The 25,461-nt window shown below is 66.0% G+C and carries 24 protein-coding genes and 1 pseudogene; 12 read left to right on the top strand and 13 right to left on the bottom strand.

Translation table 11 applies throughout. The features are described from left to right. Nucleotides 1–183: 183 nt before the first annotated feature. Together MKW15_RS10180 and MKW15_RS10175 are read left to right on the top strand one after the other, a co-directional pair. Nucleotides 184–495, top strand: a complete 312-nt coding sequence (locus MKW15_RS10180; RefSeq protein WP_240857500.1) for a hypothetical protein — start codon at nt 184–186, stop codon at nt 493–495. After that, complete coding sequence (locus MKW15_RS10175; RefSeq protein ID WP_240857499.1) at nt 474–1,505, top strand: HNH endonuclease; 1,032 nt, start codon at nt 474–476, stop codon at nt 1,503–1,505. The genes MKW15_RS10180 and MKW15_RS10175 overlap by 22 nt, the downstream gene beginning before the upstream one ends. A gap of 194 nt (nt 1,506–1,699) precedes the next feature. Here MKW15_RS10175 and MKW15_RS10170 read toward each other — a convergent pair whose 3' ends face one another. Continuing rightward, nucleotides 1,700–2,731 carry a GlxA family transcriptional regulator gene (locus MKW15_RS10170; protein WP_240857498.1) on the bottom strand — a complete coding sequence of 344 codons (1,032 nt, stop codon included), beginning with the start codon at nt 2,729–2,731 and terminating at the stop codon, nt 1,700–1,702. Between the two features lie 113 nt (nt 2,732–2,844). On the opposite strand from MKW15_RS10170, the gene MKW15_RS10165 reads away from it, so the two are divergent. Continuing rightward, a complete protein-coding gene (locus tag MKW15_RS10165; RefSeq protein WP_240857606.1) occupies nt 2,845–4,161 on the top strand; it encodes an MFS transporter in 1,317 nt (438 codons plus the stop codon). On the opposite strand, the gene MKW15_RS10160 is transcribed toward MKW15_RS10165, so the two are convergent. The 4 genes from MKW15_RS10160 to MKW15_RS10145 are packed head-to-tail and all read right to left on the bottom strand — an operon-like array spanning nt 4,081 to nt 7,433. Further along, nucleotides 4,081–5,280, bottom strand: coding sequence for a class I SAM-dependent methyltransferase (locus tag MKW15_RS10160; protein ID WP_240857497.1), 1,200 nt, complete (start codon nt 5,278–5,280; stop codon nt 4,081–4,083). The two genes, MKW15_RS10165 and MKW15_RS10160, sit on opposite strands and share 81 nt — an antisense overlap. A gap of 5 nt (nt 5,281–5,285) precedes the next feature. Then, nucleotides 5,286–5,597, bottom strand: a complete 312-nt coding sequence (locus MKW15_RS10155; protein ID WP_240857496.1) for a hypothetical protein — start codon at nt 5,595–5,597, stop codon at nt 5,286–5,288. A 52-nt stretch (nt 5,598–5,649) separates the two neighbouring features. Then, nucleotides 5,650–6,621: a methyltransferase domain-containing protein gene (locus MKW15_RS10150; RefSeq protein ID WP_240857495.1), complete on the bottom strand. Its 972-nt coding sequence runs from the start codon at nt 6,619–6,621 to the stop codon at nt 5,650–5,652. A gap of 23 nt (nt 6,622–6,644) precedes the next feature. After that, the gene (locus MKW15_RS10145) at nt 6,645–7,433 is read right to left on the bottom strand and encodes an enoyl-CoA hydratase/isomerase family protein (RefSeq protein ID WP_240857494.1); all 789 of its coding nucleotides are present in this window, start codon (nt 7,431–7,433) and stop codon (nt 6,645–6,647) included. Between the two features lie 87 nt (nt 7,434–7,520). Between MKW15_RS10145 and ligD the strand changes: the two genes are divergently transcribed. Beyond that, the gene (gene ligD, locus MKW15_RS10140) at nt 7,521–8,474 is read left to right on the top strand and encodes a non-homologous end-joining DNA ligase (protein ID WP_240857493.1); all 954 of its coding nucleotides are present in this window, start codon (nt 7,521–7,523) and stop codon (nt 8,472–8,474) included. 19 nt (nt 8,475–8,493) lie between these two features. On the opposite strand, the gene MKW15_RS10135 is transcribed toward ligD, so the two are convergent. Both MKW15_RS10135 and MKW15_RS10130 read right to left on the bottom strand, forming a co-directional pair. Continuing rightward, entirely contained in the window at nt 8,494–9,315 is an 822-nt protein-coding gene (locus MKW15_RS10135) for an NUDIX hydrolase (protein WP_240857492.1), read from the bottom strand. Nucleotides 9,316–9,411: 96 nt separating this feature from the next. Further along, on the bottom strand, nt 9,412–10,248 hold the full coding sequence (locus tag MKW15_RS10130; protein WP_240857491.1) for an ABC transporter ATP-binding protein: 837 nt from the start codon (nt 10,246–10,248) through the stop codon (nt 9,412–9,414). Between the two features lie 79 nt (nt 10,249–10,327). On the opposite strand from MKW15_RS10130, the gene MKW15_RS10125 reads away from it, so the two are divergent. Continuing rightward, the gene (locus tag MKW15_RS10125) at nt 10,328–11,335 is read left to right on the top strand and encodes an LLM class flavin-dependent oxidoreductase (RefSeq protein ID WP_240857490.1); all 1,008 of its coding nucleotides are present in this window, start codon (nt 10,328–10,330) and stop codon (nt 11,333–11,335) included. A gap of 245 nt (nt 11,336–11,580) precedes the next feature. Here the strand turns inward: MKW15_RS10125 and MKW15_RS10120 are convergent, their stop codons facing one another. The 4 genes from MKW15_RS10120 to ctaD are packed head-to-tail and all read right to left on the bottom strand — an operon-like array spanning nt 11,581 to nt 15,800. Continuing rightward, entirely contained in the window at nt 11,581–12,024 is a 444-nt protein-coding gene (locus tag MKW15_RS10120) for a cupin domain-containing protein (protein WP_240857489.1), read from the bottom strand. Further along, a complete protein-coding gene (locus MKW15_RS10115) occupies nt 12,021–12,764 on the bottom strand; it encodes a peptidyl-tRNA hydrolase (RefSeq protein ID WP_240857488.1) in 744 nt (247 codons plus the stop codon). The genes MKW15_RS10120 and MKW15_RS10115 overlap by 4 nt, the downstream gene beginning before the upstream one ends. Continuing rightward, nucleotides 12,761–14,014 (bottom strand): phosphoserine phosphatase SerB, encoded by a 1,254-nt coding sequence (gene serB / locus MKW15_RS10110; protein WP_240857487.1) that lies wholly within the window; start codon nt 14,012–14,014, stop codon nt 12,761–12,763. Before serB ends, MKW15_RS10115 begins: the two co-directional genes overlap by 4 nt. 4 nt (nt 14,015–14,018) lie before the next feature. Then, a complete protein-coding gene (gene ctaD / locus MKW15_RS10105; RefSeq protein ID WP_240857486.1) occupies nt 14,019–15,800 on the bottom strand; it encodes an aa3-type cytochrome oxidase subunit I in 1,782 nt (593 codons plus the stop codon). A 329-nt stretch (nt 15,801–16,129) separates the two neighbouring features. Here ctaD and MKW15_RS10100 point away from each other — a divergent pair, with 329 nt between their 5' ends. Together MKW15_RS10100 and MKW15_RS10095 are read left to right on the top strand one after the other, a co-directional pair. After that, on the top strand, nt 16,130–17,140 hold the full coding sequence (locus MKW15_RS10100; RefSeq protein WP_240857485.1) for an ABC transporter substrate-binding protein: 1,011 nt from the start codon (nt 16,130–16,132) through the stop codon (nt 17,138–17,140). Nucleotides 17,141–17,205: 65 nt separating this feature from the next. Then, complete coding sequence (locus MKW15_RS10095; RefSeq protein ID WP_240857484.1) at nt 17,206–17,697, top strand: beta-class carbonic anhydrase; 492 nt, start codon at nt 17,206–17,208, stop codon at nt 17,695–17,697. Between the two features lie 14 nt (nt 17,698–17,711). Here the strand turns inward: MKW15_RS10095 and MKW15_RS10090 are convergent. Further along, nucleotides 17,712–19,063: pseudogene (locus MKW15_RS10090) on the bottom strand (DUF2252 domain-containing protein). Nucleotides 19,064–19,165: 102 nt separating this feature from the next. Here MKW15_RS10090 and MKW15_RS10085 point away from each other — a divergent pair. From MKW15_RS10085 to MKW15_RS10075, 3 genes are all read left to right on the top strand, one after another. After that, nucleotides 19,166–19,558, top strand: coding sequence for a PPOX class F420-dependent oxidoreductase (locus tag MKW15_RS10085; RefSeq protein WP_240857483.1), 393 nt, complete (start codon nt 19,166–19,168; stop codon nt 19,556–19,558). A 67-nt stretch (nt 19,559–19,625) separates the two neighbouring features. Beyond that, on the top strand, nt 19,626–22,520 hold the full coding sequence (locus tag MKW15_RS10080; protein ID WP_240857482.1) for a DEAD/DEAH box helicase: 2,895 nt from the start codon (nt 19,626–19,628) through the stop codon (nt 22,518–22,520). After that, the gene (locus tag MKW15_RS10075; RefSeq protein ID WP_240857481.1) at nt 22,517–23,296 is read left to right on the top strand and encodes an SWIM zinc finger family protein; all 780 of its coding nucleotides are present in this window, start codon (nt 22,517–22,519) and stop codon (nt 23,294–23,296) included. The genes MKW15_RS10080 and MKW15_RS10075 overlap by 4 nt, the downstream gene beginning before the upstream one ends. A 16-nt stretch (nt 23,297–23,312) precedes the next feature. Here MKW15_RS10075 and MKW15_RS10070 read toward each other — a convergent pair whose 3' ends face one another. Next, nucleotides 23,313–23,642 carry a DUF4190 domain-containing protein gene (locus MKW15_RS10070; RefSeq protein ID WP_240857480.1) on the bottom strand — a complete coding sequence of 110 codons (330 nt, stop codon included), beginning with the start codon at nt 23,640–23,642 and terminating at the stop codon, nt 23,313–23,315. 821 nt (nt 23,643–24,463) lie between these two features. Between MKW15_RS10070 and MKW15_RS10065 the strand changes: the two genes are divergently transcribed. After that, the gene (locus MKW15_RS10065; protein WP_240857479.1) at nt 24,464–24,781 is read left to right on the top strand and encodes a transposase; all 318 of its coding nucleotides are present in this window, start codon (nt 24,464–24,466) and stop codon (nt 24,779–24,781) included. After that, nucleotides 24,778–25,461: IS3 family transposase (locus tag MKW15_RS10060; RefSeq protein ID WP_240857478.1), on the top strand; the 684-nt coding region annotated here is incomplete at its 3' end. The genes MKW15_RS10065 and MKW15_RS10060, both read left to right, overlap by 4 nt.

The raw sequence follows: 25,461 nt of genomic DNA, 5'->3' as shown, positions 1-25,461 counted from the left end.
GGCGATAGTCTGTGATCAGTTTCGAGATCAGATGACAGCTCGCCGGCGCTTCTTGTCGGTGGTCTCAGCTACCGTGGTTTTCAGCAGGTCACCAATGATGAAAGATACTCATCGGCAGCAGGTTTCGCCGATGCACCACGAATGATGACGACAAGCCCACCCTCAGATGTGGAAGGTTCCGTCATGCCCACAACAACCGCCCCCGCCCCAAACACTGACAGCCCACAAGTCGCCGACGCCCAGCTTCTCGACCCTGAGGGCTACCTCCAGGTGCTCACCGCGATCCGCGCAGCACTCTGGGACCTCCCACCCGGCGGCACCACACCCAGCGGCCGCCAAGCACACACCGCGATGACCCTGCTCATCGAACTGCGCGCCATCCTCGACCACCACGCCGCCACCACCGCCGCCACCCTCGACCGCCTCGGCGTCGCCCGCCACACCACCAGCAAAACATCGGCACTACTATCGCCATGGGTGTCGCCCCGGCAGTAGCGCACCGCTGGTTACGCATCGGTACAGCACAGACACCGACGTCGCGGCTACCCGGCTACACCGCCGACGGCGCCATCTCTGGCGAACACGCCGACGCCATCATCAGCGGGATCGCCCACATCGGCCGACGAGCCCCCGACGGAATCTGCCACGAGGAACGAGCAGACATCGAACACACCCTGATCGCGCAAGCCATGTCCGGCGCCACCCCCGCCGACATCGCCACAAAATCACGAGAACTGGGCAACACCTACGCCATCACCGCCGCAGGAGTCCCACCCGGAGAGGACCGCACCATCAACGAGTTCACCGTCACACCCACCAACGGCGGCCGCGTCGCCGTGCGCGGCGACCTCGACACCGTCACCGGCGAAAAACTCACCGCCGCCATCGAATCCCTGAACACACCCCGACCCGAACCCGACGGCTCCGACGACGCCCGCACCCAAGGTGCCCGCAACGCCGATGCCCTCGAACTGATCCTCGACGCCGCCGCCGTCGCCGACACCACCCTGGCCACACCACCCACAACCCAAGTCTCCGTGCTACTCCCGGCCACCGCCCCCGACAAAGCCAGCCTGCAATGGCTGGGCCCCATCAGCCCCACCACCGCATCACTGCTCACGTGCGACTCCACCGTCACCGACGTCGTCATCGACGGAGAAACCGTCCCCCTGCAGATGGGCACCAGCAAACGCCTGTTCCCCGCACACCTACGGCGAGCCATCATCATCCGCGACCACTGCTGCATCAAATCCGGCGCCCCCGCTGGGCGCACCCACGTCCACCACATCACGTTCTGGAGCCACGGCGGCCCCACCGACCTCGACAACGGATGCCTACTCTGCCCGTCCTGCCACGCCTACATCCATGCCAGCGACTGGGACATCATCATCGGCGCCGACCGCCACCCCTGGCTCGTACCACCCGCCACTATCGACCCCCGACAAACCCCACTACCCACCTACAACCGACGCACCATGACCCTCGACGACCGCATCGCCGCCTGAGCCGAGATCCGTCGTAGGTTCCCTACGCCCGCTGCCTGAGGTGCGAGCCTGCGAGCCTCGAAGGCCACCGCCTAGCAATTTGACCGCCTGACACTTTGACCGCGAAGCACCTTCCGCGCACCCGACCCGTCGGGACCGCGCACGCCCTTTGAGAACTCCATAGCGAACCCAGCCGCATCGCGGGTGAAAAGCGTTCAGCCCCACCTCCCGAGGTGGGAGGTGGGGCTGAACGCGACATCCGGCCCGCCGCCACCGGCGAAGGTCCGCCGGTACGCCGACGGTGACATGCCCAATTCACGTCGCAGGTGATGTCGGAGAGTGTCAGCCGTGCCCAGCCCCGACAATTCCGCCACCGCATCGACCGACAGGTCGCCGGATTCGAGGAGTTCACGCGCGTGATCGACGCGCCGCTCCAATACCCATGCGCCAGGCGACTTGCCGGTCTCTGCACGGAAGCGCCTGCTAAACGTCCGAGGACTCATCTGGGCGACCGCCGCAAGCGCCGGCACCGACAGGTTCGCGGTGAGATTCGACATGGCCCAACCGCGGACCGCGGCCGTACTGTCGTCGGTCTCGGGGACATGGCGATCGATGAACTGCGCCTGGCCGCCCTCCCGCCAGGGCGGCACTACGCAGTGCCGGGCAACCCGGTTGGCCACTGCGACACCGTGGTCACGCCGGATCATGTGTAGACAAAGGTCGATTCCCGCCGCGAGTCCGGCCGAGGACAACACGTCGCCGTCATCGATGAACAGCACAGACTCGTCGAGGTCGACGCGCGGGAACAACCGACGGAAGTCGTCCGCGTAGCGCCAGTGGGTGGTTGCGCGCCGACCGTCGAACAGTCCGGCGGCCGCGAGGACAAAAGCTCCGGTACAGATCGACACGATGCGTGCGCCCGGCCGTACGCTACGAAGAGCGTCCGCGAGGTCGTCGGGCAACCGCCCGTTGCGACGAGCGGTCGACAGACGAGTACCGGGGACGATCAGGGTGTCAGCCGACGAGACCGCCCCGACGCCCGCGTCTGCCACGAGCCCGTATCCCGATGTCGTCGGGAGCGGCTCGCTGCCCAGCGAAGCCAGGGTCACGTCGTAGAGGCGCCGACCCGCATCGTCCGTGGCCTGCCCGAAGATGAGTGGCGGAATCGTTGCGTCGAAGCCGACCACCGGTGGAACAAGCAATACAACCACCGAGTGCCGACGAGAGTTGGCATGATCTTCCGACATATTGGCGATTATGCCACTGGTATTGCGCCTCGGTCATGGCCGATTCTGATCAGGTGAAACCAACCGTGCCCTCGCCTTCATCCGGTCGGTCTGCCTCCGCGCCCGAATCGGCGATACGAGCCGGCGGCCGGCAGTGGGCGTGGATTGTTGCTGCGGTCAGTTTTGTCGCCATCCTCGGAGCAGCCGGATTTCGCGCGGTCCCCAGCGTGATGATGGATCCGCTACACAGCGAATTCGGCTGGTCACACGCCACCATCGGCGCAGCGATGTCGGTCAACATGGTGTTGTTCGGCGTCACGGCGCCGTTTGCGGCTGCGCTGATGGATCGTTTTGGCGTACGCCCAGTGCTGGTATCGGCCCTCCTGCTGATCGCGGCCGGAACCGGCCTCGGCGTATTCATGACCGCGAGTTGGCAACTGCTACTGCTGTGGGGAGTCTTGGTCGGCCTGGGCACAGGTTCGATCTCGATGGGCTTTGTTGCAACCGTCTCGACGAGATGGTTTGTGCGGCACCGTGGACTTGTCACCGGACTGCTGACCGCGGCGGGTGCGACCGGTCAACTGATCTTTCTGCCAGTGGTCGCGCACATCACTGACGCATTGGGTTGGCGCTGGGCGTCGATCGTCGTGGCGCTCACCGCGCTTGCCGTGGTGCCCCTGGTGGCACTGCTCATCCGCGATCACCCGCGCGATGTCGGCACCACCGCCTATGGCGCGCCACCGGACGCGCCCGACGATCAGGTACCCAACGGAAGCTTCGGTGCGGCGGTGCAGGGTCTGCGCCAGGGCATGCGCGTACCGGCATTCTGGCTGCTGGCAGCAAGCTTCGCGATTTGCGGGATGACGACCAATGGGTTGATCGGCACGCACTTCATCCCCGCAGCTCACGATCACGGCATGCCGCCCACGGTTGCCGCGTCGCTACTCGCGACCATCGGCATCTTCGACGTCGCCGGCACGGTCCTTTCCGGATGGCTCACCGACCGTGTGGACCCGCGCATCCTGCTCGTGGTGTATTACGTCGGACGCGGGATGGCGCTGTTCACGCTGCCCTCACTCCTGTCCCCGCACGCCGAGCCGAGTACCTGGGTGTTCATCATCTTCTACGGATTGGACTGGGTCGCAACGGTTCCGCCGACGATCGCGATCTGCCGGCAGTACTTCGGCGCCAACACCCCGGTCGTATTCGGTTGGGTGTTCGCCTCTCACCAGATCGGCGCCGCGATCGCTGCGGTGGGTGCCGGCTACATTCGGGACACCAACGGCAACTACAACGCAGCCTTTCAGATCGCAGCGGGCCTATGCCTCTTGGCGGCAGTGCTCTGCGGAACGATCGCGCGCGGACCAGCGTCAGAATCGGACACCGGCTTCGCACAGGAATCCGACGCCCTTGCGCCCGATCCGGGTCACCACCAGCGACAGCGGTCGTGAGCCCTTGAGCTTCAGCCGTTTCCGTAGTCGATCAGGGTCGACGTCGAGGCCGCGGACGAGGATCTCGAGCGTCCCGCAATCGTGGGCGGCGAGCGCCTTACGTAGTGCCTTCTCAGCGATGCCGACCTGCTCGACGATCCGAAACCCCCGCTCCCCCGCCGGTACGGAATCACCGGTGAGATAGGCGATCTGCGGGTCGAGTAGCCCAAGTCCGTGGCGGTATGCGTAGTGGCGGACCAGTCCCGCGCGGACGATCGCGCCATCCGGATCGACGATCCACTCGCCGATGTCGCCGACCGGAACATCGTCGGGCTCGCGATCGGTGACCTCGTCGGAGGTGACCAGGCCCTCGGCTTCGGTGCGCAAGACGGTTGCACGTCTGATGGGTTCCATTCCCGGACCCGACCACAACACCGCCTCGCGCACCCCGCCGTCGAGCGAGGTGACCTGCACCTCGCCGTCGAAGCCGAATCGATTGCGCAGCATCGAATAGTCCAGGCCGGGAGCACATTTCACGATGAGCGTGCGCCCTGAGTAGTTGGTCAGCAGGTCGAGTAGCGGCGGAGCCAATTGGTCGAGACGGAACACACGACCACTGCCGGAGCGACGCGCGGGGTCGGCGAGCACCACGTCGGCCGTCGACGTCGGGGTGAGTGCGTCGGCGACGAGGAGGGTCGCACCGGGAGCGTTGTGCTGCGCCATGGCAAGACGGATCCGATCAAGATCGCTGCCGATCACCCCGCGGATGCCGGCGCAGCGTTCCAACTCGATGAGTTCGGCTCCGATCGAACACGTGATGTCGTGTACCACCGCATCCGGGAAGCGGGCCGCGATCTCGGCCGCGCGATGCTCGGCAACCACGCTGTTGGTGGCCTGTTGCAACGCCTCGTCCGATAGCAGGAGGTCATCCGCGCCACGTAGTTTCCCGCGCGCCCGCCGGCGACACGTCACCGTCTCGATCAGGGCAGCATCATGGCCGGCGTAACGAGCCCGAAGTTCGGCGATGTCGGCGAGCATCGACGCCGCCGACAAATCCAGCGACGACGCCACCTCGAGCGCCTTCACCCCGTGCCTCGACCGCAGAAACTTCACGTCGTCGAGGCTGAACGAATATGCCATCTCGCTCAGTCCTCTCCGGCTTCGGTCCGGCCCAGGTCCCAACTGCCGACCGGCTCTGCACCGACCGGCCACAGCCTCAGTTCGATGAAATGACCGGGCAGTTCGTCGGCCAAGCGGGACAACAGTTCCCGACCTCGGCGCTCGTACTCGTGTGCCCACGCCGGGTCGTCCCACCTCTCGCGATAGTGGAAGTGCTGTTCGAACAGTTCCTGCCAAGCAAGCAGGTCACGCGTCAACCCCGCCGACAACTCGAAGTGGTCGGGCGCCGCAGGCCCGTCGGTGATCCACAGCGGCCAATCGACGAAGTACTCGCTCATCAACCGCACCGACCGATCCGGCGGACTTGGGTCGGCGGTCGCGTTCACCGCGTCATTCCGGCTTGTAGCCGCTGACCACCACGTTGTAGAAGAACTTGGGCGGCACGATCTTCCGCAGCACGTTCTCGTCGAGCCAGGTCATGCGCTTCCAGCCGCCGAACGCGAATCCGGCCCAGCCCCAACCGAGTTTGTCGGCGGGTACCGCGGCCTCGAACGTGCGGACCGGCCAACCGAGCATCGCCGCGGCGAGTTCCTCGGTGGCGGTCTCGACCTTGTGCGCACCGGCGCTCGTGGCGATCCCGGCGAGTTCGTCGGGATCGAAGGTGTGGATGTCGACCACGGCTTCCAGCGCGGCCGCGCGCGACGACTCGTCGAGCTCCTCCTGCGGACGACGCCAGCCCTGCAGCGGACCGAACTTGGTGATGTTGGTTGTCGCCCACCAGGTTGCGCGGCTCATCCACCGTGCGTAGAAGTCACCGATGGTCGACGGCTCACCCGCGAAGATGAAGCGACCACCCGGCTTGAGTACTCGGAGCACCTCACGCAGCGCCTGCTCCACGTCCGGAATGTGGTGCAGCACAGCATGTCCGACGACGAGGTCAAACGTGTTGTCGTCGTAGGGGATCTTCTCCGCGTCGGCGACCCGGCCGTCGACATCGAGTCCGAGATTCTCGGCGTTGCGCAGGGCAACCTTCACCATGCCCGGCGAGAGATCGGTGACCGACCCCTTCTCCGCGACACCGGATTGCATGAGGTTGAGCAGGAAGAATCCGGTGCCACAACCAAGTTCCATCGCGCGGCCATACGGCAGATCCTCGGAAGTGGCGACCGCGTCGAATCGACCACGCGCATAGTCGATGCAGCGCTCGTCGAAGCTGATCGACCACTTCTCGTCGTAGGTCTCGGCCTCCCAGTCGTGGTAGAGCACCTGGGCGAGTTTCGTGTCCTCGAGAGCGGCCTTCACCTGCTCCTCGGTGGCGTGCGGATTCGGTTCCGGATCGACGTCCGGCGTCACGTTGGTCATCTCTGTCTCCCCTTGTCCCAGCCCTACTTGCCGAGGAATTCTGCCTTGCCGGGACCGTTCTCGACGAACGACTTCATGCCGATCGAGCGGTCCTCGGTGGAGAACAGCGCGGCAAACACCTGCTCCTCGATCTTGAGTCCGGTTGTGAGGTCGACGCCGAGGCCCTGGTCAACGGCCCTCTTACCTGCCGCGATGGCCAGCGAAGCCGCCTTGGAGAACTGCCCGGCCCACTTGAGCGCCGCGTTGTACACCTCGTCCGGTGCGACGACCTCGTCGACCAATCCGATCTCCAGCGCCTCGGCCGCACCGACGAAACGACCGGTGAAGATCATGTCCTTGGCCTTCGACGGTCCCACGAGGCGCGCGAGCCGCTGCGTGCCGCCGCCACCGGGAATGACGCCGAGCAGCACCTCGGGAACGCCGAGCTTGGCATTGTCACCGGCGATGCGGCGATCGGCCCCGAGTGCGACCTCCAGTCCGCCGCCCAGTGCGTAGCCGGTGATGGCGGCGACCGTCGGCTTGGGGATCTCGGAGATCGCACCGAGCGAGTCCTGCAGCCGACCGGCGATCTTGCTCATCTCGGCGTAGGTCATGTCGTTCATCTCTTTGATGTCGGCACCCGCCGCGAGGACCTTGGGTCCGCCATAGACCACGACCGCCTTGATGTCGTCGCGGAGGGTGGCCTCATCCGCCGCTGCCGCCAGCTCGGTCTGCACCTGCCGGTTCAGCGCGTTCATGGGCGGCCGGTTGAGCAAGATGGTGCCCACGCCGGGATGGTCTTCGGATGTCTCGAGGGTGACGAACTCAGCCATGGTCGAAGGCTACCGGGTGGGTTGTGCCCGCCGCCTCGCCGCCCCGATGACCGAGACCACAAGCAGACCTCGACCTATGGTTGAACCATGAGTCCCGACGCGTCCGCCGGGGAACCGGTCGTCCTCACCGTGGGTGAGCGTTCCGTGCGGATCTCGAGCCCGGACCGCGTGTACTTCCCCGAACGCGGCGAGACCAAGCTCGACCTCGTCGAGTACTACCTGTCGGTGGGTGACGGCATCGTGCGTGCACTGCGTGAACGGCCGTGCATGCTGCACCGTTTCCCCAAAGGCGTCGCCGAGAAAAAGGTTCATCAGAAGCGTGTTCCCGCCGGTGCGCCCGACTGGCTGGAGACCACCGAGATCTACTTTCCCCGCTACGGTCGCACCGCCGACGAGCTGTGCGTCACCGAATTGGCATCGGTCATCTGGGCCGTGCAGATGTCGACGGTCGAGTTCCACCCGTGGAACTCGCGCCGCGCCGACCCCGAGTCGCCAGATGAGTGGCGCATCGACCTCGACCCGATGCCGGACTGCGATTTCGCCCGCATCCGTCGCGTCGCGCACGTCGTCGAAGAGCTCCTCGATGAACTCGACATCCGTGGTTTCCCGAAGACCTCCGGCGGCCGCGGCCTGCACATTTACGTCCGTATAGAGCCGGAGTGGGGATTTCAGGAGGTCCGGCGCGCCGCTCTGGCGTTCGCGCGGGAGGTCGAACGCCGCGCGCCCGACGATGTCACCACCACGTGGTGGCGCAAGGACCGCAACCCCACGGCCGTCTTCGTCGACTACAACCAGAACACGCGTGACCACACGATGGCGTCGGCCTACTCGGTGCGGGGCAACCCGCGCGCGACGGTGTCGGCGCCGATCGCATGGTCGGAGATCGACGACGTGGTGCCCGACGACTTCACCATCGCCACCATGCCCGCGCGATTTGCCGAACTCGGTGATCTTCATTCCGAGATCGACGACGTCGCACACCGCATCGACACGCTCCTCGAATGGGCCGACCGCGACGACATCGACTCTCCCGACGACTGACAATCCGGAGCCCGTCGAGTCAGAGCTTGATATCGGGTACCTTCTGGTCGCCGAGTGCGGCGAAGTAGCGGTCGGAGCCGGGAAAGCTCAGGCCGGCAAGTCCCGCGCCCGGCTTGACGTCCGGCTGGATCGGTTCGATGGCGGGTTCGGCGGCCAGCAATTCTTCGACGGTGGCGAACTCGGCGATGTGGGTCAGCTGCGCCCAGGTCGGCGGAAGAAGGAAGTGCTTGCCCGACCGCCACGCGTCCAGCGCCGCACGTGCGCTCGCCCAGCGAGCGATCTCGGCCTCTGACGTCTTGTCGTCGGCGTCCTGGCCTTCCGGGAGTGCCGCGAGGAAGAACCGGGTGTCGTAGCGGCGCTTCTCGTTGACCGGTGTGATCCAGTGCGCGATGGGCCGCAGCAGGTCTGCACGCAGCGTGAGACCCCGTGCACGCAGGAACTCGGCGAACGAGAGGGATTTGTCGACGAGTTTCGTTCGGTCGTCGTCGAGCGCTCCCGGGTCTGCGAACACACCGTCATCGTCGGTCGCGAGCAGAACACCGCATTCTTCGAAGGTCTCCCGCACCGCGGCACACACGAGCGCCTGAGCGGTCTCCTCGGTGGTGTTGAAAGCGTCCGCCCACCACGCGGCGTCGGGTCCGTTCCAGGAGAGGTCGGCATCCGCGTCGCGTGCGTCGACCCCACCGCCCGGAAACACGGTCATCCCGCCGGCGAAGGCCATCTGCTGCACGCGCCGCTGCAGGAACACCTCGATTCCGTCGGCACCGTCGCGCGCGAGAACGACCGTGGCCGCATCACGGAGTGGAGCGGGTTGGGATTCCGACGACTCGACGGATGACATGTGCACCTCCACCTCACGCCGTGGAGTCAGATCACCGCGGCATTCTCGACACTATCGGCGGCGGTAGGCGCCATCCGCACCTGGGTTCCGGGATACCTACTGCGCGGCCCGTCGCCGATGTCCGCCCGCGCGACGCTTTCGCCGCGCGAAGTAACGACCGCCGCTGACTTTGCTCAGCGCGATCTGCTGGTGGAATGCCAGCGACAAGTTCTTCTCGTTGAGCACCTCGCTGAGCAGACCCTGCGCGACGACGCCGCCCTCGGAGAGCAACATCGCATGCGTGAACCCCTCGGGGATCTCCTCGACGTGGTGGGTGATGAGCACGATCGCCGGCGAGTCCGGGTCGGCTGCGAGTTTCGAGAGACGTTCGACGAGTTCCTCGCGACCACCGAGATCGAGACCGGCGGCCGGCTCGTCGAGGAGCAGCAACTCCGGATCGGTCATCAGCGCCCGCGCGATCAGCACCCGCTTGCGCTCGCCCTCCGACAGAGTCCCGAAGGTGCGGTCGGCGAGGTGCTCGGCACCCATCGACTCCAGCGATTCGAGCGCCTGCGCGCGGTCGGCGTCGTCGTACTCCTCGCGCCAGCGACCCAACACCGAGTAACCCGCCGAGATCACGACGTCGCTCACGACCTCGTCGGACGGGATCCGCTCGGCCAGTCCAGGACTGGTCACACCGATCCGGGTGGACAGTTCACGGACCTCCACCTTGCCGAGCAACTCGTTGAGGACGTACGCCGTCCCGGCAGTCGGATGGATCTCGGCACCGGCAAGACGCATCAGCGACGTCTTGCCCGCCCCGTTGGGTCCGATGATCACCCACCGTTCGTCGAGTTCCACCTGCCAGGAGATCGGGCCGACGAGCGTGTTGCCCCCTCGGACGAGCGTCACGTCGCGGAAGTCGATGAGCAGGTCGGGATCCGATTCGGTCACCTGCCCATCGTGCCCTAGATCATGGTCGGATCGCGCGCTGGTTCGGAATACGAGAGCGTGTGTCGGCCTTGGCATTGATATGTCCGTTGATCTTTCGATTCTCGATCTCGCACAAGTCGGCCCAGGCGAGACCGTCACCGACAGTTTCGCCGCCAGCCGCGACATGGCCCAACGCGCCGAGCAGTGGGGTTACCGTCGCATCTGGTACGCCGAACACCACAACATGTCGTCGATCGCGTCGGCCGCCCCGGCGGTGCTGATCTCCCATATCGCCGCGCACACGTCGACGATCCGTCTCGGCGCGGGCGGCGTGATGTTGCCCAACCACTCCCCGCTGTCGATCGCCGAACAGTTCGGCACGCTGGCCGAACTGTATCCAGGCCGAATCGACCTCGGACTCGGCCGCGCCCCCGGCGGCGACCAGAAGACCTTCGCGGCGCTGCGCCGGACCATCGCCTCGGCCGAGCACTTCCCGACCGACGTCCTCGAACTGCAGGGCTACCTGCGCGGACAGTCACGTGTGGAGGGTGTTTCGGCCACTCCGGGCGCCGGCACCGATGTCCCGCTCTACATCCTCGGTTCGTCGCTCTTCGGTGCACAACTGGCCGCCGCACTCGGCTTGCCCTACGCATTCGCCTCACACTTCGCACCACAGGCTCTCGAACAGGCCGTAGCTCTGTACCGCAGTGAATTCCAGCCTTCCGACGTACTCGCGGAGCCGTATGTGATCGCCGGTGTGTGCGTCATCGCCGACGACGACGAAGCCGTCGCCGCCGAGCAATTGCTGCGCGCCAAACGACAGCGGGTCACGGCGCTCTTCGGTCGCGGTCGACGGTTCACCGACGAGGAGGCCGACGCCATCCTCTCGGTGCCGCAGGGCCGTCAGATCGATTCGATGCTCACCTACGTCGGTGTCGGTACGCCCGTGCAGGTCCGCGAGTATCTCGACTGGTTCACCGACCACGCCGACGCCGACGAACTGATCCTCGCGTCGCTCGCGCCGGATCGGACAGTGTGGCGAAACACGTTGGCACACTTGGCTCCGGCGGCAATCCCGTCACCGACGGCCGCCCCCAGCGCCGGCTGAAGCTCCTTGAGGGAGTGGGTCCAACAACGCAGCCGGCCCACCTCCGCTCCCTGAGCTGAGTTGCTCGAGACGCTAGCCGAGAGTCTCGAAGGGCCGGTGAGACAAGGCAATTGGGGGCAAAGCAGAGACTGTCACCAGGGCGACGGGCCTGTCCGTCCATCCGCCGGATGGTTGGGTGCCGGCCGAGCATTTCCCCAGTTCACAGCGTTGGTCACTAAGGCTCTTCGGATCAGGCGGCAGCAAACTCAGGCAAGGCAGAAGTCGTCGAAGTCGAAGCCGGGCACGACGATGCAACTGACCAGCGACGCGTCATCGCCGACGCATCGTGCGCGCTGCCAGTGTCCAGGTGGCACGAGCGCCTGGGGTTGTTGTCCGGCAAGCACATCCGCGCCCACGAGCACTGTCGCGTCACGCGCCGGCTCGGCACCGTCGCCACCGAGATCCAGTTCGACGGGTGAACCTCGGTGATACAGCCAGAGTTCGGCGCCACGCACGGTGTGCCAGGCCGATTCCTCACCCGGCAGGAGCAAGAACAGGATTGCGGTACCGGCGGACCGGTCGGCGTCGTACGCGGGCAGAGCATCGGCCGGTAGCACCAGGTCACTGCGCCAGGTCTCCCTAAACCATCCGCCCTCGGGATGTCGCGAAAGACCAAGACCCCGAGCCCATTCCGGCAGCAGCTCGCTCACCGGGTCACCTCCGCGATCACGGTGACCGAGCCGGGCGCGATCTCGGTGAAACCCGCATCGCGCACCGCGACCGCCGCACCGCTCGCATCGGCAGCCAACAACGAACGCCAGCGCACAGAATCCGCGACACACACCGACAATGGACATCCGGACTCGCGCCAGGCCAGCGTCGACGCCTCGTCGAGGAGCCGTACCGCCAGCATCGACGCGTGCCCCACCTGGGCCGCAAGCTTTCCCACGGTCATCTCGAGATCCGGGTTGACCCAAAGGCACACACCGGTCGTCGGCGGATCTGCCGGGAGCCCGCCGTCGACCTCCGTGCCGCCGATCTGCAAGCGCGAGATCCGACGATCGACGTCACCGACACGGCCGGGCACAAGAGCTCGCGCCTGCGCAGCGCCTTCGCCGGCAGTGACACCCCATACCTCCTGCGCCGCAAGCCACTGCGCACCACGAGCACGACGCGCTATCTTGCGGATTCGCGCGTCGCACCACGCGTCGAGCGAGGGCGCCCACGGGCCGTCGCGACCTGCTCGGTCGTCGAGGCACAGCAGCGCCACTGCGCGTGCCGCGGCAACGAGGAGTTCGGCTCGGTCGGGCGGATCGGACTTCTCGATACGCAACACCATCTGCATGGCCAACACATCGGCCGGATCGAGCGGATCGTCGTGCCCGCCAACATAACCGGTCAGCCGACGGTAGTCGTCGGACAGCGGCGACCCATTCGGTTCGATCGTCATTCCAGTGGCACGCGCCGCAGCACCCCGTCGGCGGCGTCGGCGGCTTCGATCTCGTCGCGGGTGACGCCGAGGATGAACAGGACGGCATCGAGGAACGGATGGTTCAGGGCCGCATCGGCGACCTCGCGCAACGCGGGTTTGGCGTTGAACGCGATACCGAGGCCTGCGACCGAGAGCATGTCGATGTCGTTGGCGCCGTCGCCGACCGCGACCGTCTGCTCCACCGGCACACCCACCTGATCGGCGAAGGAACGCAACGCGCGCGCTTTGCCCGGCCGGTCGACCACCTCGCCGATCACGCGGCCGGTGAGTCGCCCGTCGACGATCTCGAGCGTGTTGGCGCGCACGAAATCGAGTTCGAGTTCATGCGCCAGTCCGTCGATGACCTGGCGGAAACCGCCCGACACCAGACCGCAGTGATAGCCGAGCCGATGCAGCGTGCGAATGGTGGTCCGTGCACCGGGTGTGAGCTCCAGGGACGCCGCCACCTCGTCGACCACCGACGCGTCGAGACCGGCCAGCGCCGCAACCCGCTGATGCAGGGATTCGGAGAAGTCGAGTTCGCCGCGCATGGCGCGTTCGGTGACCGCCGCGACCTCCGCTTCGCGACCGGCATGGGCGGCGAGCATTTCGATGACCTCGCCCTGGATCAGGGTGGAGTCGACGTCGAAGACGATGAGCCGCTTGGCACGTCGCGCGAGACCGCCTCGTTCGACGGCGATGTCGACCGCGTGCCTCGATGCGACCGTGGCCAGGCCCTTGCGCAGTGCGGCGTCGGCCGCCACGTCCGCGCGACCCTGAACACTGACCATCAGCTCCAGGCCCGTCAGTGGGTAGTCGGCGATCCCCCGGATCGAGTCGATGTTGCCGCCCTGGTCGGCAAGCTCGGTGGCGACCGCGCTGAAGGCCTGCGGAGTCACCGGACTACCGAGCAGGACGACCGCGTGACTGGACGGCGGCTGCCCGACCGTCTCGGCACCGACCTCCACTGCGACATCGATCCCGACCGACGCCATGGCCTGCTCGACGACGTCTTGCACGGCCTCGGCGTCACCGCTGGTGGTGACGAGCACACCCAGAGTGAGTCGACCGCGGATGACCACCTGCTCGACGTCGAGCAGGTTGACGTCCTGCGTCGACAGTGCGGCCATCAAGGCCTTGGTCACGCCCGGCTTGTCGAGACCGGTGACGGTGATGAGAACGGTGGTGAGTGACTTTCCCGAGTCCTTGGGCCCAGAATTCGATTCCACCGTGTCAGCGCGGGTCGCTGTCCCCGGACGCCTCGTGGCTGCCGGTGGTCAGCGGGTCGCGACGCGCATCCTCGACAACCTTGCTTTCGTGGCCGTGTCCGGGACCAACGTGCGCTTCGGCACGCATCCGCTCGATCATGTGCGGATAGTGCAGCTCGAATGCGGGACGCTCCGACCGGATGCGCGGCAGTTCGGTGAAGTTGTGCCGCGGCGGCGGGCAGCTGGTGGCCCACTCGAGCGAGTTGCCGAAGCCCCACGGATCGTCGACGGTGACGACCTCGCCGTAGCGGTACGAGCGGAAGACGTTCCACAGGAACGGCAGCGTCGACAGTCCGAGGATGAACGCACCGAGGGTGGAGATCATGTTCAGCGTGGTGAAGCCGTCCGACGGCAGGTAGTCGGCGTAGCGACGCGGCATGCCCTCGTTACCCAGCCAGTGCTGGACCAGGAAGGTGGTGTGGAAGCCGATGAAGGTCAGCCAGAAGTGCCACTTGCCGAGTCGTTCGTCGAGCATGCGTCCGGTCATCTTGGGGAACCAGAAGTAGATGCCGGCGTAGGTGGCGAACACGATCGTGCCGAAGAGCACGTAATGGAAGTGAGCGACCACGAAGTAGCTGTCGGAGAGGTGGAAGTCCAGCGGCGGGCTCGCGAGCAGAACACCGGTCAGACCACCGAAGAGGAAGGTCACGATGAAGCCGACGGAGAACAACATCGGTGACTCGAAAGTCATGTTGCCTCTCCACATCGTGCCTATCCAGTTGAAGAACTTCACGCCGGTGGGCACGGCTATCAGGAAGGTCATGAACGAGAAGAACGGCAACAGCACGGCGCCGGTGACATACATGTGGTGGGCCCACACGGCCACCGACAGTGCGGCGATCGCGAGGGTCGCGTAGACGAGACCGGAGTAACCGAAGATCGGCTTGCGGCTGAACACCGGGAAGACCTCGGACACGATGCCGAAGAACGGCAGCGCGATGACGTACACCTCGGGGTGACCGAAGAACCAGAACAGGTGCTGCCAGAGGATCACACCGCCGTTGGCCGGGTCATAGAGGTGGGCGCCGAACTGGCGGTCGACCTCCAGGCCGAGCAGAGCAGCCGTCAGCAGCGGGAAGATCAGCAGGATCAGGACGCTGGTCACCAGGATGTTCCAGGTGAAGATCGGCATGCGGAACATGGTCATGCCGGGGCAGCGGAGACAGACGACGGTGGTGACCATGTTGACAGCACCGAGGATGGTGCCGAGGCCACTGACACCCAGACCCATGATCCACAGGTCGGCACCGACGCCGGGAGAGTGCACCGCGTCGGTGAGCGGGGTGTAGGCGGTCCATCCGAAGTCGGCGGCACCGCCGGGCGTGATGAATCCGCCGATCGCGACCGTCGAGCCGAAGACGAACAGCCAGAAGCCCATCGCATTGAGTCGCGGAAACGCGACGTCGGGCGATCCGATCTGCAGTGGCAGCACGAAGTTCGCGAAGCCGATGACGATCGGCGTCGCATACATCAGCAGCATCACCGTGCCGTGCATGGTGAACAGCTGGTTGAACTGCTCGGTCGACAGGAACTGCATGCCCGGATGGGCGAGCTCGCCACGCATCAGCAGAGCCATCAGGCCACCGATGAGGAAGAACGCGAAGCAGGCGGTGATGTACATCATGCCGATCAACTTGTGATCGGTGGTGGTGATCAGCTTGTAGAAGAACGAACCCTTGGGCTGGTAGCGCTCCGGGAACGGACGCACTGGAGCCACTTGCGTGGTGGGCTGGTCTACCGCGGTCACAGATCCTCCTCTTGCCCGACCATCTCCAGCGAATCGGACGACGACTCCTCAGACGGCCGGCACATGAACAAACCGAGCGCTGGTAACTGATCCTAAACCCTTGCGGGCGCCCCGGCCGACCGGGTCCTACGATCTGTCGTAATTGATTTCCGAGGGAGTGGGTCTGCGCAGCTCAACGCCTATTTGCGGATGCGACGCGCGCAGTCGAAAGGGGCCCGCCCGAGCGGCCCGCGTCGGACCCGCGGCGCCACGACGGTGCGGGCGCACCCCGATGCTAGGTTTGGCGGGTGCAACGCAGCGTTCGTGACAGCGATGATGATGGGCGTGGCGTGAGCCGCAGCCCCCGATCGGGCCGACGTTTTCGCCGCGCCGCCCTCGCCGCGATCGCCCTTCTGTCGCTGACCGTCGCAGCCTGTTCGTCCGACGACGACACACTCCGAACCCCCGACGGAGCGCCGATCTCCACCTCGACCACGCGCATCGCAGAGGTCAACGTGGTGGCTCCCGAGCGCGACTTCTCGGAGACATGTCTGCAGCCGACCACGCCTGACCCAGGCCAACCGGACGTGACGCGCATTGTCGTCACCGATCCGTCGCTCCTCGATCCGATCTGCGCCCTTGGGATCGGTCCGAAGGTGGTGGCGGTGACCTCGGCACCAGGCAGTGTCATGGCCTATCTCGGCCCGCAGCTGAACTCGGTGCCGACGATCGGCTCCACCCCCGACGCCGCCGCGGTGACGGCCGCGAAACCGGACGTCGTGCTCACGACGCCGACGACCACGTCATCGGCCGCGGCTTTCGGCGGTGTGCGCAGCGTCGAGGTCGGTCCGGGCACGTGGCAGCAGCAGTTCCAGGCCGTCGCCGACGGTCTGGGCCGCAGCGAGTCGGGCGTCCGACTGCTCAAGCAGTTCACCAACCGAGCCGCGTCGGTGGGAAAGTGGACCGACGCCGCCCACACCTGGGTGTCGCTGGTCCGGTTCACCGCCGACGCCGAGGTCATCGCGGGGACAAACACATTCGCCGGCCAGATTCTGTCGATGATCGGTGCGCAGCGGCCGCCGGCCCAGCGGGGTTCCGAGTCGTTCACCGTCACCGACCAGAACTTCCACGCCGCCGACGGCGACCTGATCTACGTCGGCTTCGACGGCGCGAAGGGCCTCGAGCACGGCAAGCAAGTCCTGCTCAGCGACGCTTGGCTCGATCTCGGGGCACCGACCTGGAAACGCGTCCTCGCCATCGACGATCAGGTCTGGTACCAGACGTCCGGCCTGGCCGCGGCCTGGCTCGTCCTCTACGACGTGCGCGACTCACTGGCCGACGGATCCTCGGCAACCTACTGACGCGACTTTCGCGCCGGTTGAGGCAAACCCTCGTCTTCGACGCGGCGACGGATGAGTGTTGACGCATGTCTGTCACCGATGAATACCTCGCCAACAACGTCGAATACGCCAAGTCCTTCTCCGGGCCGCTCCCCTTGCCGCCGAGTCGGCACGTTGCCGTCCTCGCCTGCATGGACGCCCGGCTCGACGTCTACCGGATTCTGGGAGTATCCGACGGCGAGGCCCACGTCATCCGCAACGCCGGTGGCGTCGTCACCGACGACGAGATCCGTTCCCTTGCCATCAGCCAACGCCTGCTGGGCACCACCGAGATCATCCTGATCCACCACACCGACTGCGGCATGCTCACGTTCACCGACGACGAGTTCAAGCGCGAGATCCAGACCGAGATCGGTCAGAAGCCGAATTGGGCGGCCGAGTCGTTCACCGACCTCGACGAGGATATTCGCCAATCACTCACCCGCATCCGCAACAGCCCGTTCATCACCAAGACCAGCTCACTGCGCGGATTCGTCTTCGACGTCGCGACCGGACTGCTCCGCGAAGTGGAGAACTGACACTCCTCGCTCGGTCATGGCCAACCGGGTTCGGCCGCGATCGAACCCGACGCGACCGCTTCCGCCAGCTGGGAGTGGTCGCGTTCGGTTTGGTCGGCGTAGGCATGGGCGAAGGACAGCACCGATTCCTCGACCTTGCCGCCATCCCCCAGGTAGGAGTGGATCATGCGCGCATCGCCACTGCGAGCGTGCGCCCGAGCCAGCACATGCCCGCACGCGGCGGCGAACTCGGCGAGTCGGCCGGCGATGGTCTGCCCCTTCGGAATCACCTTGCCGTCGCGGAACTGGCGCACGTAGAAGTCCATCTTCCCGATCCGCGTCCAACCGACGAACATGTCGGTCGCGCTCTGGATCAACCGCTGCCCATTGACGACCCGCGCACCGTGGTTGTCGTACCGACTGCGACGCACAAAGGGTTCATACACCGAGGAACCGGCCTGTTTCACCTGGAAGAACAGCGGGTCGCCGGTGGCGCGTTCCTCCATCAACAGCAGGAAGACCCGCATGCCGACGCTACCGACGCCCACCACCTGCTGGACCGCGTCGACCAGGTCGAAGTGGGACAGCAAAGCCGAGATGTGGTCGGGGATGCTTGCGTTGTAGGCATCGACCACCCCGGCCAGGACGTCGGCATGCTCGGCGAGTGCATGCACCCGGTAGGGCGGGTCCTCGATGATCTGGCGCCGACCGTCGACGAGTTGGGTCAACTTCTTGGCGGCGCCGCGGCTGCTACGTTTGCGGGCCTGTTTCTCCAGGATCTTGTCGAACTGGTGCTCGGAGTCCTCGGGGGCGAGGTAGGTGACGAGGTGCGCCAGGTCGATGATCTCGGCCCAGACATCGAGCTCAGGCCACCCGAGTACGTCTTCATCCAGGTGCGGTAGCCGTGCAAACCGGCTCGAACCGAGGCGTCGGCGACCTCGGCGGGCACTCCGTTCTCGCGGGCGAGCACCACCAGGCTGGTGAGGAACCGGAGCAGATCCCATTCGAACGGGCCCGGCAGCGTCTCGTCGAAGTCACGCAGATCGAACGCCAAGGAACGTTCCGGCGTGTTCCACAAGCCGAAGTTGAGCACATGAGCATCGCCGCACATCTGCACGGTGATGCCGGTGTTCGGCCGCGAGGCGAGGTCCGCGGCCATCACCGCGGCGGCCCCGCGGTAGTAGGTCCACGGCGACGCCGACATCCGACCGTGCCGGATCGCGATCAGTCGCTGATCGCGCATCGTGTTCTGCGCCAGAATCGTGGCCAGAGCGTCGTGTCCTCTGCGGCTCGGATCCCAGTCGCCGAGGTGGCTGCGCGGCACGGTCTTTCGCGCCGCCCGGCCCCGAGCGACGGGATCGAGACGCTTTCCTTTGTCACCGGCCATAGATCAAGAGTCTGGCGGATAACACCAGAGGCGCGAACTCGAATCGCCGAAAGCGCCGTCTCGCGGATGATGGCTGTCGGTCAGGACCACTAAGGTGGACGTATGGCCACCACAGTTCCCGAAGGCTATGCCGATTTGCTCGACCGACCGGTCGTCGGCGTGCTCAGCACCGTCGGCCCCGACGGCATCCCGAACGCGACGCCGATGTGGTTCGCGTGGGACGGAGAGCATCTGCGCTTCACACACACCAAGGCGCGCAAGAAGATCCGCAATCTCGAGGGCAACCCGAACTACTCGTTTGTCATCACCGATCCTGACAACCCGTACCGCTACCTCGAACTTCGCGGGCAACTCGAATCGGTCACCGACGACCCGACCGGCGCCTTCTACGTCACGCTGGGCAAGCGCTACGGCAACGCCGACCAGCAACCTCCGCCCGACGCCGCCGACCGGGTGATCTTGACGCTGACTGCGTCCTACTTCGGCAAGAAATAGCGTCATCACCGCGTCGGCACCTCCTGACACCGCAACCCTGCACCTGCTGTGGCGGACGGGTGTGGGTATGGCCGCGTGGGTCGACGATCAGCACGCCACAAGCGGGCAGTTGCCCGGGCCGCTGGCCGAACTGCTCGCCGGGAAGCGGTTTCGACGCGACATCGCCGTGACCGACGACGCCGGGAAACGACGATTCGTCGCGACAGCGACTCTCGGCGTCTCTTCAGCTGTCGCACTTCTCGACGCGTCACGTTCGATCCCGACCGCCGGCGACGTGCGCTGGTATCGGTATCTGCTCGACGGTGTGCGCCGATTCGTGGCATCGGCGGCGGTCGCACCGACGGTCGTGGAGGTGGCAGGTGAATGGGTGATGCGCTGGCAGGTGATCCCTACCCCAGCGTGGCGCAGTTGGGCGGCCGTGGCCACCGGCGGGGCACCCTCCGCCCTCCTGGACAACGGCGGACCCGAAGCGCTCACCGACCTGCTGGCCGAGCTGATCGATCACGAAACCCGCTCGCGCATAGCCACTTCGGTCCCACGTCTGGGACCCCCGGCACCCCGAAGTCCCGTCGTGCGGACACTCCTCCCCGACACGGACGCAAGCGCCCCGTGCGCGCCGGCGCGGCTCGCCGCCTCGGCGTCGGCCTTCCAACGATGGAACACCAGCCCGCGCAAGGACGACCACACCCTGCTGTTCCGTCTGCACGAACCGGAGCACGACGAGCCCGATGGCACATGGTGGACGGACGACTCCTGGTCTGTTGAATCACCGCCGGATACCGAGAAGAGTGTGGCGACAACCGAATCTGCACGCTGGCGGCTCCAGGTGTGCCGGCGCAGCATCGATGGGCACGTCGCCCCGGTCCAACCGCATCGGCTCGACACCGAAGACCTCGACGAGCTCACCACCGCCCTGGCCACCGCGGTACGCGCGTTCCCCGGACTGGCCCAAGCGGATCCGGACCGCGGATCGCTCGACTTCCTGCTGCCGACATCGCTGGCCGAGGAGTTGTTCGCCACCGGTGCCGTCGCGCTCGGCGAAGCGGGCTTCGCAGTGCTGTTGCCCCGCACCATCGCCGAGGTACGGCCGACCCTCGGCATCCGCGCGGTGCCGGTGATGGGCGGCGGAGCCCCGGCCGCCATGGTCGGGTTGCGCGAGATCCGCGAGTTCGAGTGGCGCCTCGCCCTCGGCGACGCGCCCGGCGCCATCACCCTGACCGACGCGGATCTTGCCGAATTGGCGCACCAGAAGGGCGATCTCGTCCGCGTCCGCGGCGTGTGGATGCGTGCGGAGTCCGGCGCCCTGTCCCGCGCGGCGGCGTTCGTCACCGCCCAGCGTGCCCTCAAGGCCGACGACCGGCCCGCCGACATGGGCGAGCTTTTCGGACTGCTCACCGGGAGTGCCGATCGCCTCCCGGTGCCGGTGAGCTCGGTGCAGGGCCTGTCCTGGCTCGACGACATCGCCGAACGTGGCGCCCTGCAACCCAGCCCACTCCCCCCACCAGCCGGACTGACCGCGACCCTGCGGCCCTACCAGCAGCGCGGAGTCGAATGGTTGGCTCATCTCGCCTCGTTGGGCATCGGCGGGGTGTTGGCCGACGACATGGGGCTCGGCAAGACGATCCAGATCATCGCCCTCGAGTCCCACGAAAGATCCTCCGGATCAACGCCTCCCACGCTCGTCGTATGTCCGATGTCGGTGGTCGGCAACTGGGCACGCGAATTCCGGCGGTTCGCCCCGCATCTGCGAGTGATGATCCATCACGGTCCGGATCGACTGTCGAGCAAGCATTTCGAACACGCGCGCGCCGCACACGACGTGGTCCTCACCACCTTTGCCATTGCAAGCAGGGACCGGAGCCTGCTCGGCGGGCAACGCTGGCACCGGATCGTCGTCGACGAGGTGCAGCACCTCAAGAATGTCAACACGATTGCCGCCAAGTCTGTCCGGGCGCTGACCAGCGGCCACCGGATCGCGCTCACCGGTACGCCCGTGGAGAACCGGCTCGAAGATCTGCGCGCTGTCATCGACCTGGTGAACCCGGGCCTGCTCGGTTCGGCGTCGGTGTTTCGCGCACGCTATGCCGAACCGATCGAACGTGATCGGGACCCGGCAGCGTTGCGTCGTCTCACCGCGATCACACACCCGTTTGTGTTGCGGCGTGAGAAGACCGATCCCACCATCGCCGCCGAGTTGCCGGAGAAGGTCGACATCACGGTGCGTGCCAACCTCACCGTCGAGCAGGCCGGTCTGTATCGGGCGGTCATCGACGAGCTGATGGAAGCGTTGCGCGACAGGCAACAACGCACGCTGCGCCGCCGCAACGTGCTGGCCGCCCTCACCCGCCTCAAACAGATTTGCAACCACCCCGCGCACTACCTCGCCGACGGTACCGAGCTCGCGCCCGGTGGTGTTCATCGGTCCGGCAAAGTGGAGCTCCTGGCAGACACACTCACGACGCTGATCGACGAGGGCGACCGTGCCCTGGTGTTCACCCAGTTCGCGGCGTTCGGCGAACTGCTCTCGGGGTGGCTCGGCGAGCTGCTCGGTACGCCGATTCCACTTCTGCACGGCGGGCTCGGCCGGCGCGATCGCGACCGGATGGTCGCGGAGTTCACCGAATCCGACGGCCCGCCGATCATGCTCGCCACCCTCAAGGCCGGCGGCACCGGCCTCAACCTGACCACCGCCAATCACGTTGTGCACGTGGATCGGTGGTGGAATCCCGCGGTCGAGGACCAGGCCACCGATCGGGCCTACCGCATCGGCCAGGATCAGCGGGTGTCGGTTCACCGGCTGATCTGCGTGGGAACGATCGAGGAGCGCATCGACGACATGATCGCCCGCAAACGGGAGTTGTCGCGGCTCACCGTCGCATCCGGGGAGAACTGGGTCTCCGACCTCGCCGACGACGAGTTGTTCGAACTCGTCCGCCTCCGCGACGAGGCGGTGAGCGAATGAGTCCGCGGCACGGTCGCGGCCCGATCGCGGTTCGCGGATACGCGCTCACCCCGTGGGCCCGGTCCTTTGTCGACGTGGTCGAAGGCCGAACCGCCGGCAGCGGAGCCGACGCGATCGCCGACAGTCGACATATCACCAAGGCCCGCAGATACTTTCGCGACCGCCACGTGCATGGACTGCGCATCGGCGCGGGCCGCGTGACGGCGTCGGTCGAGGGCAGTCAGCTCGACCCCTTCGACGTCATCCTCACCACCCGCACCGTCGACTCCGGCACCGTCGCCGAGCTGTTGCGTGCGCGTGGCGCCGTCATGGAGCTCATGCCCCTGACTCGCGGCGAACAGCCTGTCGTGGTGGGTGAGCTGATCGGCCCCACCGAATCGGCCGACGTGATGACCGACTGCACCTGCCCCGACGAGGCGGTCCGGTGCGTGCACGCACTCGCCGTCGCCTACGAGGTGGCCGCCGAGATCGACCGCTCCGCGTTGACGCTGCTGACTGTGATGGGGACCGACCTCAAGTCGCTGCTCGACAAGGTCGGCGACGCACCGACGCCGACGCGGGAGTCCGACGTCGGTTCACTGCCCGGGCCGGACTTCTACGGCTCCACTTCCCCGCTGCCGCCGCTGCCGTCACCGCAGCGGATGAACCCGCTGACCGACCTGGACACCACCGACCTGCGTCAGGCGCTCCGCGCGGTCGGCGTTGTGCCCGCGGACATGGCCGAGACCTTGGACGAACTCGGCGATCTATACGACCGGTTGGCCGGCGAGGCGTAGGCGTCACTCGAAGCCATCAGCCGGATTGATACAGCCAAATGCCCGCGAGTACCACCACGACGTACACCGCGATCGACAGATATCCGATGATCAACGCGGCCAGCGCCAGCCCATGACCGGATTCCCGGGATCGGCGAATCTGAGACATTGCGACATGCCCAAGAACGACCCCGACGATGCCGAAACCCAACAGCGAGACCACGAACGCCGCTATGGACAGGCTGTTGGTCGCGGGCGCTACAGGCTCGGCCGAGTAGATCGGCTGGCCGTCGGCCGTGTACCCGACAAGCCTCGGCTGAGACGATCCAGCTGACTGGACCGGCCGCCCCTCGCCCGCGAATGTCATACGCGATCTCGGACATATCATCGCTGAAACCCACACCAGTACAACGGGACTGATCGCGATGACCAGTGCGGTCGGTGTGTCTCGGTCGAATCGTATGTAGTCGGAGTACTGAACCCACGGGAGCCAATCGGTGTATTGCCCAATGAACGGACACACGCCGATGACCGCGATCGATCCGACCACGGCCAGCGCGATGCCGGCCGCAACAAGGGACCGCCGACGTGAAACGGTCCACCCGACTGCGACAAACAGAAGACCAATCATGTTGAGCGCGAGTGTCCACCGGATCGCTTGGGTGGCCGACTCATCGAGGTCAGGTCCGATGACTGCGGCAAGGCCAAAGCATATGGTCGCAGCCAAGAGTGCACCAAGGCCGCCGAGTCTGCTGCGGACATCCTCTGCGACGAGCAAACACGTCACAAAGGCCGTCAGCATAAGCGGCCCGAAATCGACGATGAACCGCACGAAATCGGAATCCCCATAGAGCGGAACTTCGGAATAGAAGACTGGACCAGACGCGCCGTACAGCAACCACAGGCACCCAACCATCCCCACGATGCAGCCGACGGTCAGCCGCCACAGCGGTACCCTGCGAACCGCAGTTGGCGACGGTGCCGGTGGACCCGAACCAGCGAGGTAACCCTGGCGTCTCGTCGACGGAGTACTCATTGGGAGATCTTACGAATCAGCGCTCGAAATTCGATGTCCTCGATTCTGTTGAACCTCCCGATCATCGGGAGGTTCAACGACGGCTGAGCTTCCCCAGTTTGAGTGGACACCTGAGATAGCGGGACGAAGGGTCCTGCTGGGAGGATGTCTACATGTCCAGGACGCGTCGGTCGTTCACGCCTGAGTTCAAGGCGGAGGCTGCTCGTCGGGTGATCGACGGGGGCCGGCCGGTCACCGAGGTCGCTCGTGAACTCAACGTGCATGAGAACTTGTTGGGCAAATGGGTTCGCGCTGAACGGATGCGCGATGGTGTCACCGACGAGGTGCGCAACGCCCCACCGGATCAGGACCTGTCGGCTGGTGAGCGCGCGGAGTTGACCCGGTTACGCGCGGAACTCGCCGAGAAGGACCGCGATCTGGCGTTCCTGAAAAAAGTATCGGCGTACTTTGCGGCGCAGCAACATCGGTGAGCAAGTTCGAGCTCATCGCCGCGGAGTGCGCCGACCACGACATCACGAAACTGGCTGACCTGCTGGGTGTTTCACGATCCGGATTCTACTCGTGGGTGGGTCGGCAACGCCGCACCGAGCTGACACCGCGCCAGCAGCGGCGTCGGGACTTGGAGGTCAAGATCCTCGCCCACTGGCAGGCATCGGCGCGTACCTATGGGTCACCGCGCATCACCGCCGACCTGCACGCCGAGGGTGTCGCGGTCTCGGAGAACACCGTTGCCAAGATCATGGCCGAGATGGGCATCGAGGGCATCAGCCCACGCACGTTCAAGGTCAAGACCACCAAGGTCGATCCGGCCGCGACGTTCCCGCCGGACCGGGTCGGGCGGGCGTTCGACCAGGGTGGCATCGACCGTGTCTGGACCTCCGACATCACGTATCTGACCTGCGGTGAAGGGGATGCGTATCTGTGTGCGATCCGAGATGAGCACTCGCGTCGGGTGCTGGGCTGGTCACTGGCCGATCACATGCGAACCGAACTGGTCGAGTCCGCCGTGGATGCAGCGGTGTTCACCCGTGGCGGGTCGGTGGCTGGCACCATCCTGCATTCCGACCGGGGCAGCCAGTACACCAGCCACGACATGGCTGCAGCATGCCGCACCTACGACCTCAAGCGGTCGATGGGCGCGACGGGGATC

The sequence above is a fragment of the Gordonia gummivorans genome (genome assembly GCF_022513585.1).
Lineage (GTDB): Bacteria > Actinomycetota > Actinomycetes > Mycobacteriales > Mycobacteriaceae > Gordonia.
This window is presented reverse-complemented; position numbering and strand designations above follow the sequence as displayed.

Bases quoted from the DNA above. Each gene is read 5' to 3' on its own strand.
- MKW15_RS10180 (WP_240857500.1), top strand. From the start codon at position 184: ATGCCCACAACAACCGCCCCCGCCCCAAACACTGACAGCCCACAAGTC.
- MKW15_RS10175 (WP_240857499.1), top strand. From the start codon at position 474: ATGGGTGTCGCCCCGGCAGTAGCGCACCGCTGGTTACGCATCGGTACA.
- MKW15_RS10170 (WP_240857498.1), bottom strand. From the start codon at position 2,731: ATGTCGGAAGATCATGCCAACTCTCGTCGGCACTCGGTGGTTGTATTG.
- MKW15_RS10160 (WP_240857497.1), bottom strand. From the start codon at position 5,280: ATGGCATATTCGTTCAGCCTCGACGACGTGAAGTTTCTGCGGTCGAGG.
- MKW15_RS10155 (WP_240857496.1), bottom strand. From the start codon at position 5,597: ATGAGCGAGTACTTCGTCGATTGGCCGCTGTGGATCACCGACGGGCCT.
- MKW15_RS10150 (WP_240857495.1), bottom strand. From the start codon at position 6,621: ATGACCAACGTGACGCCGGACGTCGATCCGGAACCGAATCCGCACGCC.
- MKW15_RS10145 (WP_240857494.1), bottom strand. From the start codon at position 7,433: ATGGCTGAGTTCGTCACCCTCGAGACATCCGAAGACCATCCCGGCGTG.
- ligD (WP_240857493.1), top strand. From the start codon at position 7,521: ATGAGTCCCGACGCGTCCGCCGGGGAACCGGTCGTCCTCACCGTGGGT.
- MKW15_RS10135 (WP_240857492.1), bottom strand. From the start codon at position 9,315: ATGTCATCCGTCGAGTCGTCGGAATCCCAACCCGCTCCACTCCGTGAT.
- MKW15_RS10125 (WP_240857490.1), top strand. From the start codon at position 10,328: ATGTCCGTTGATCTTTCGATTCTCGATCTCGCACAAGTCGGCCCAGGC.
- MKW15_RS10115 (WP_240857488.1), bottom strand. From the start codon at position 12,764: ATGACGATCGAACCGAATGGGTCGCCGCTGTCCGACGACTACCGTCGG.
- MKW15_RS10095 (WP_240857484.1), top strand. From the start codon at position 17,206: ATGTCTGTCACCGATGAATACCTCGCCAACAACGTCGAATACGCCAAG.
- MKW15_RS10085 (WP_240857483.1), top strand. From the start codon at position 19,166: ATGGCCACCACAGTTCCCGAAGGCTATGCCGATTTGCTCGACCGACCG.
- MKW15_RS10080 (WP_240857482.1), top strand. From the start codon at position 19,626: ATGGCCGCGTGGGTCGACGATCAGCACGCCACAAGCGGGCAGTTGCCC.
- MKW15_RS10075 (WP_240857481.1), top strand. From the start codon at position 22,517: ATGAGTCCGCGGCACGGTCGCGGCCCGATCGCGGTTCGCGGATACGCG.
- MKW15_RS10070 (WP_240857480.1), bottom strand. From the start codon at position 23,642: ATGACATTCGCGGGCGAGGGGCGGCCGGTCCAGTCAGCTGGATCGTCT.
- MKW15_RS10065 (WP_240857479.1), top strand. From the start codon at position 24,464: ATGTCCAGGACGCGTCGGTCGTTCACGCCTGAGTTCAAGGCGGAGGCT.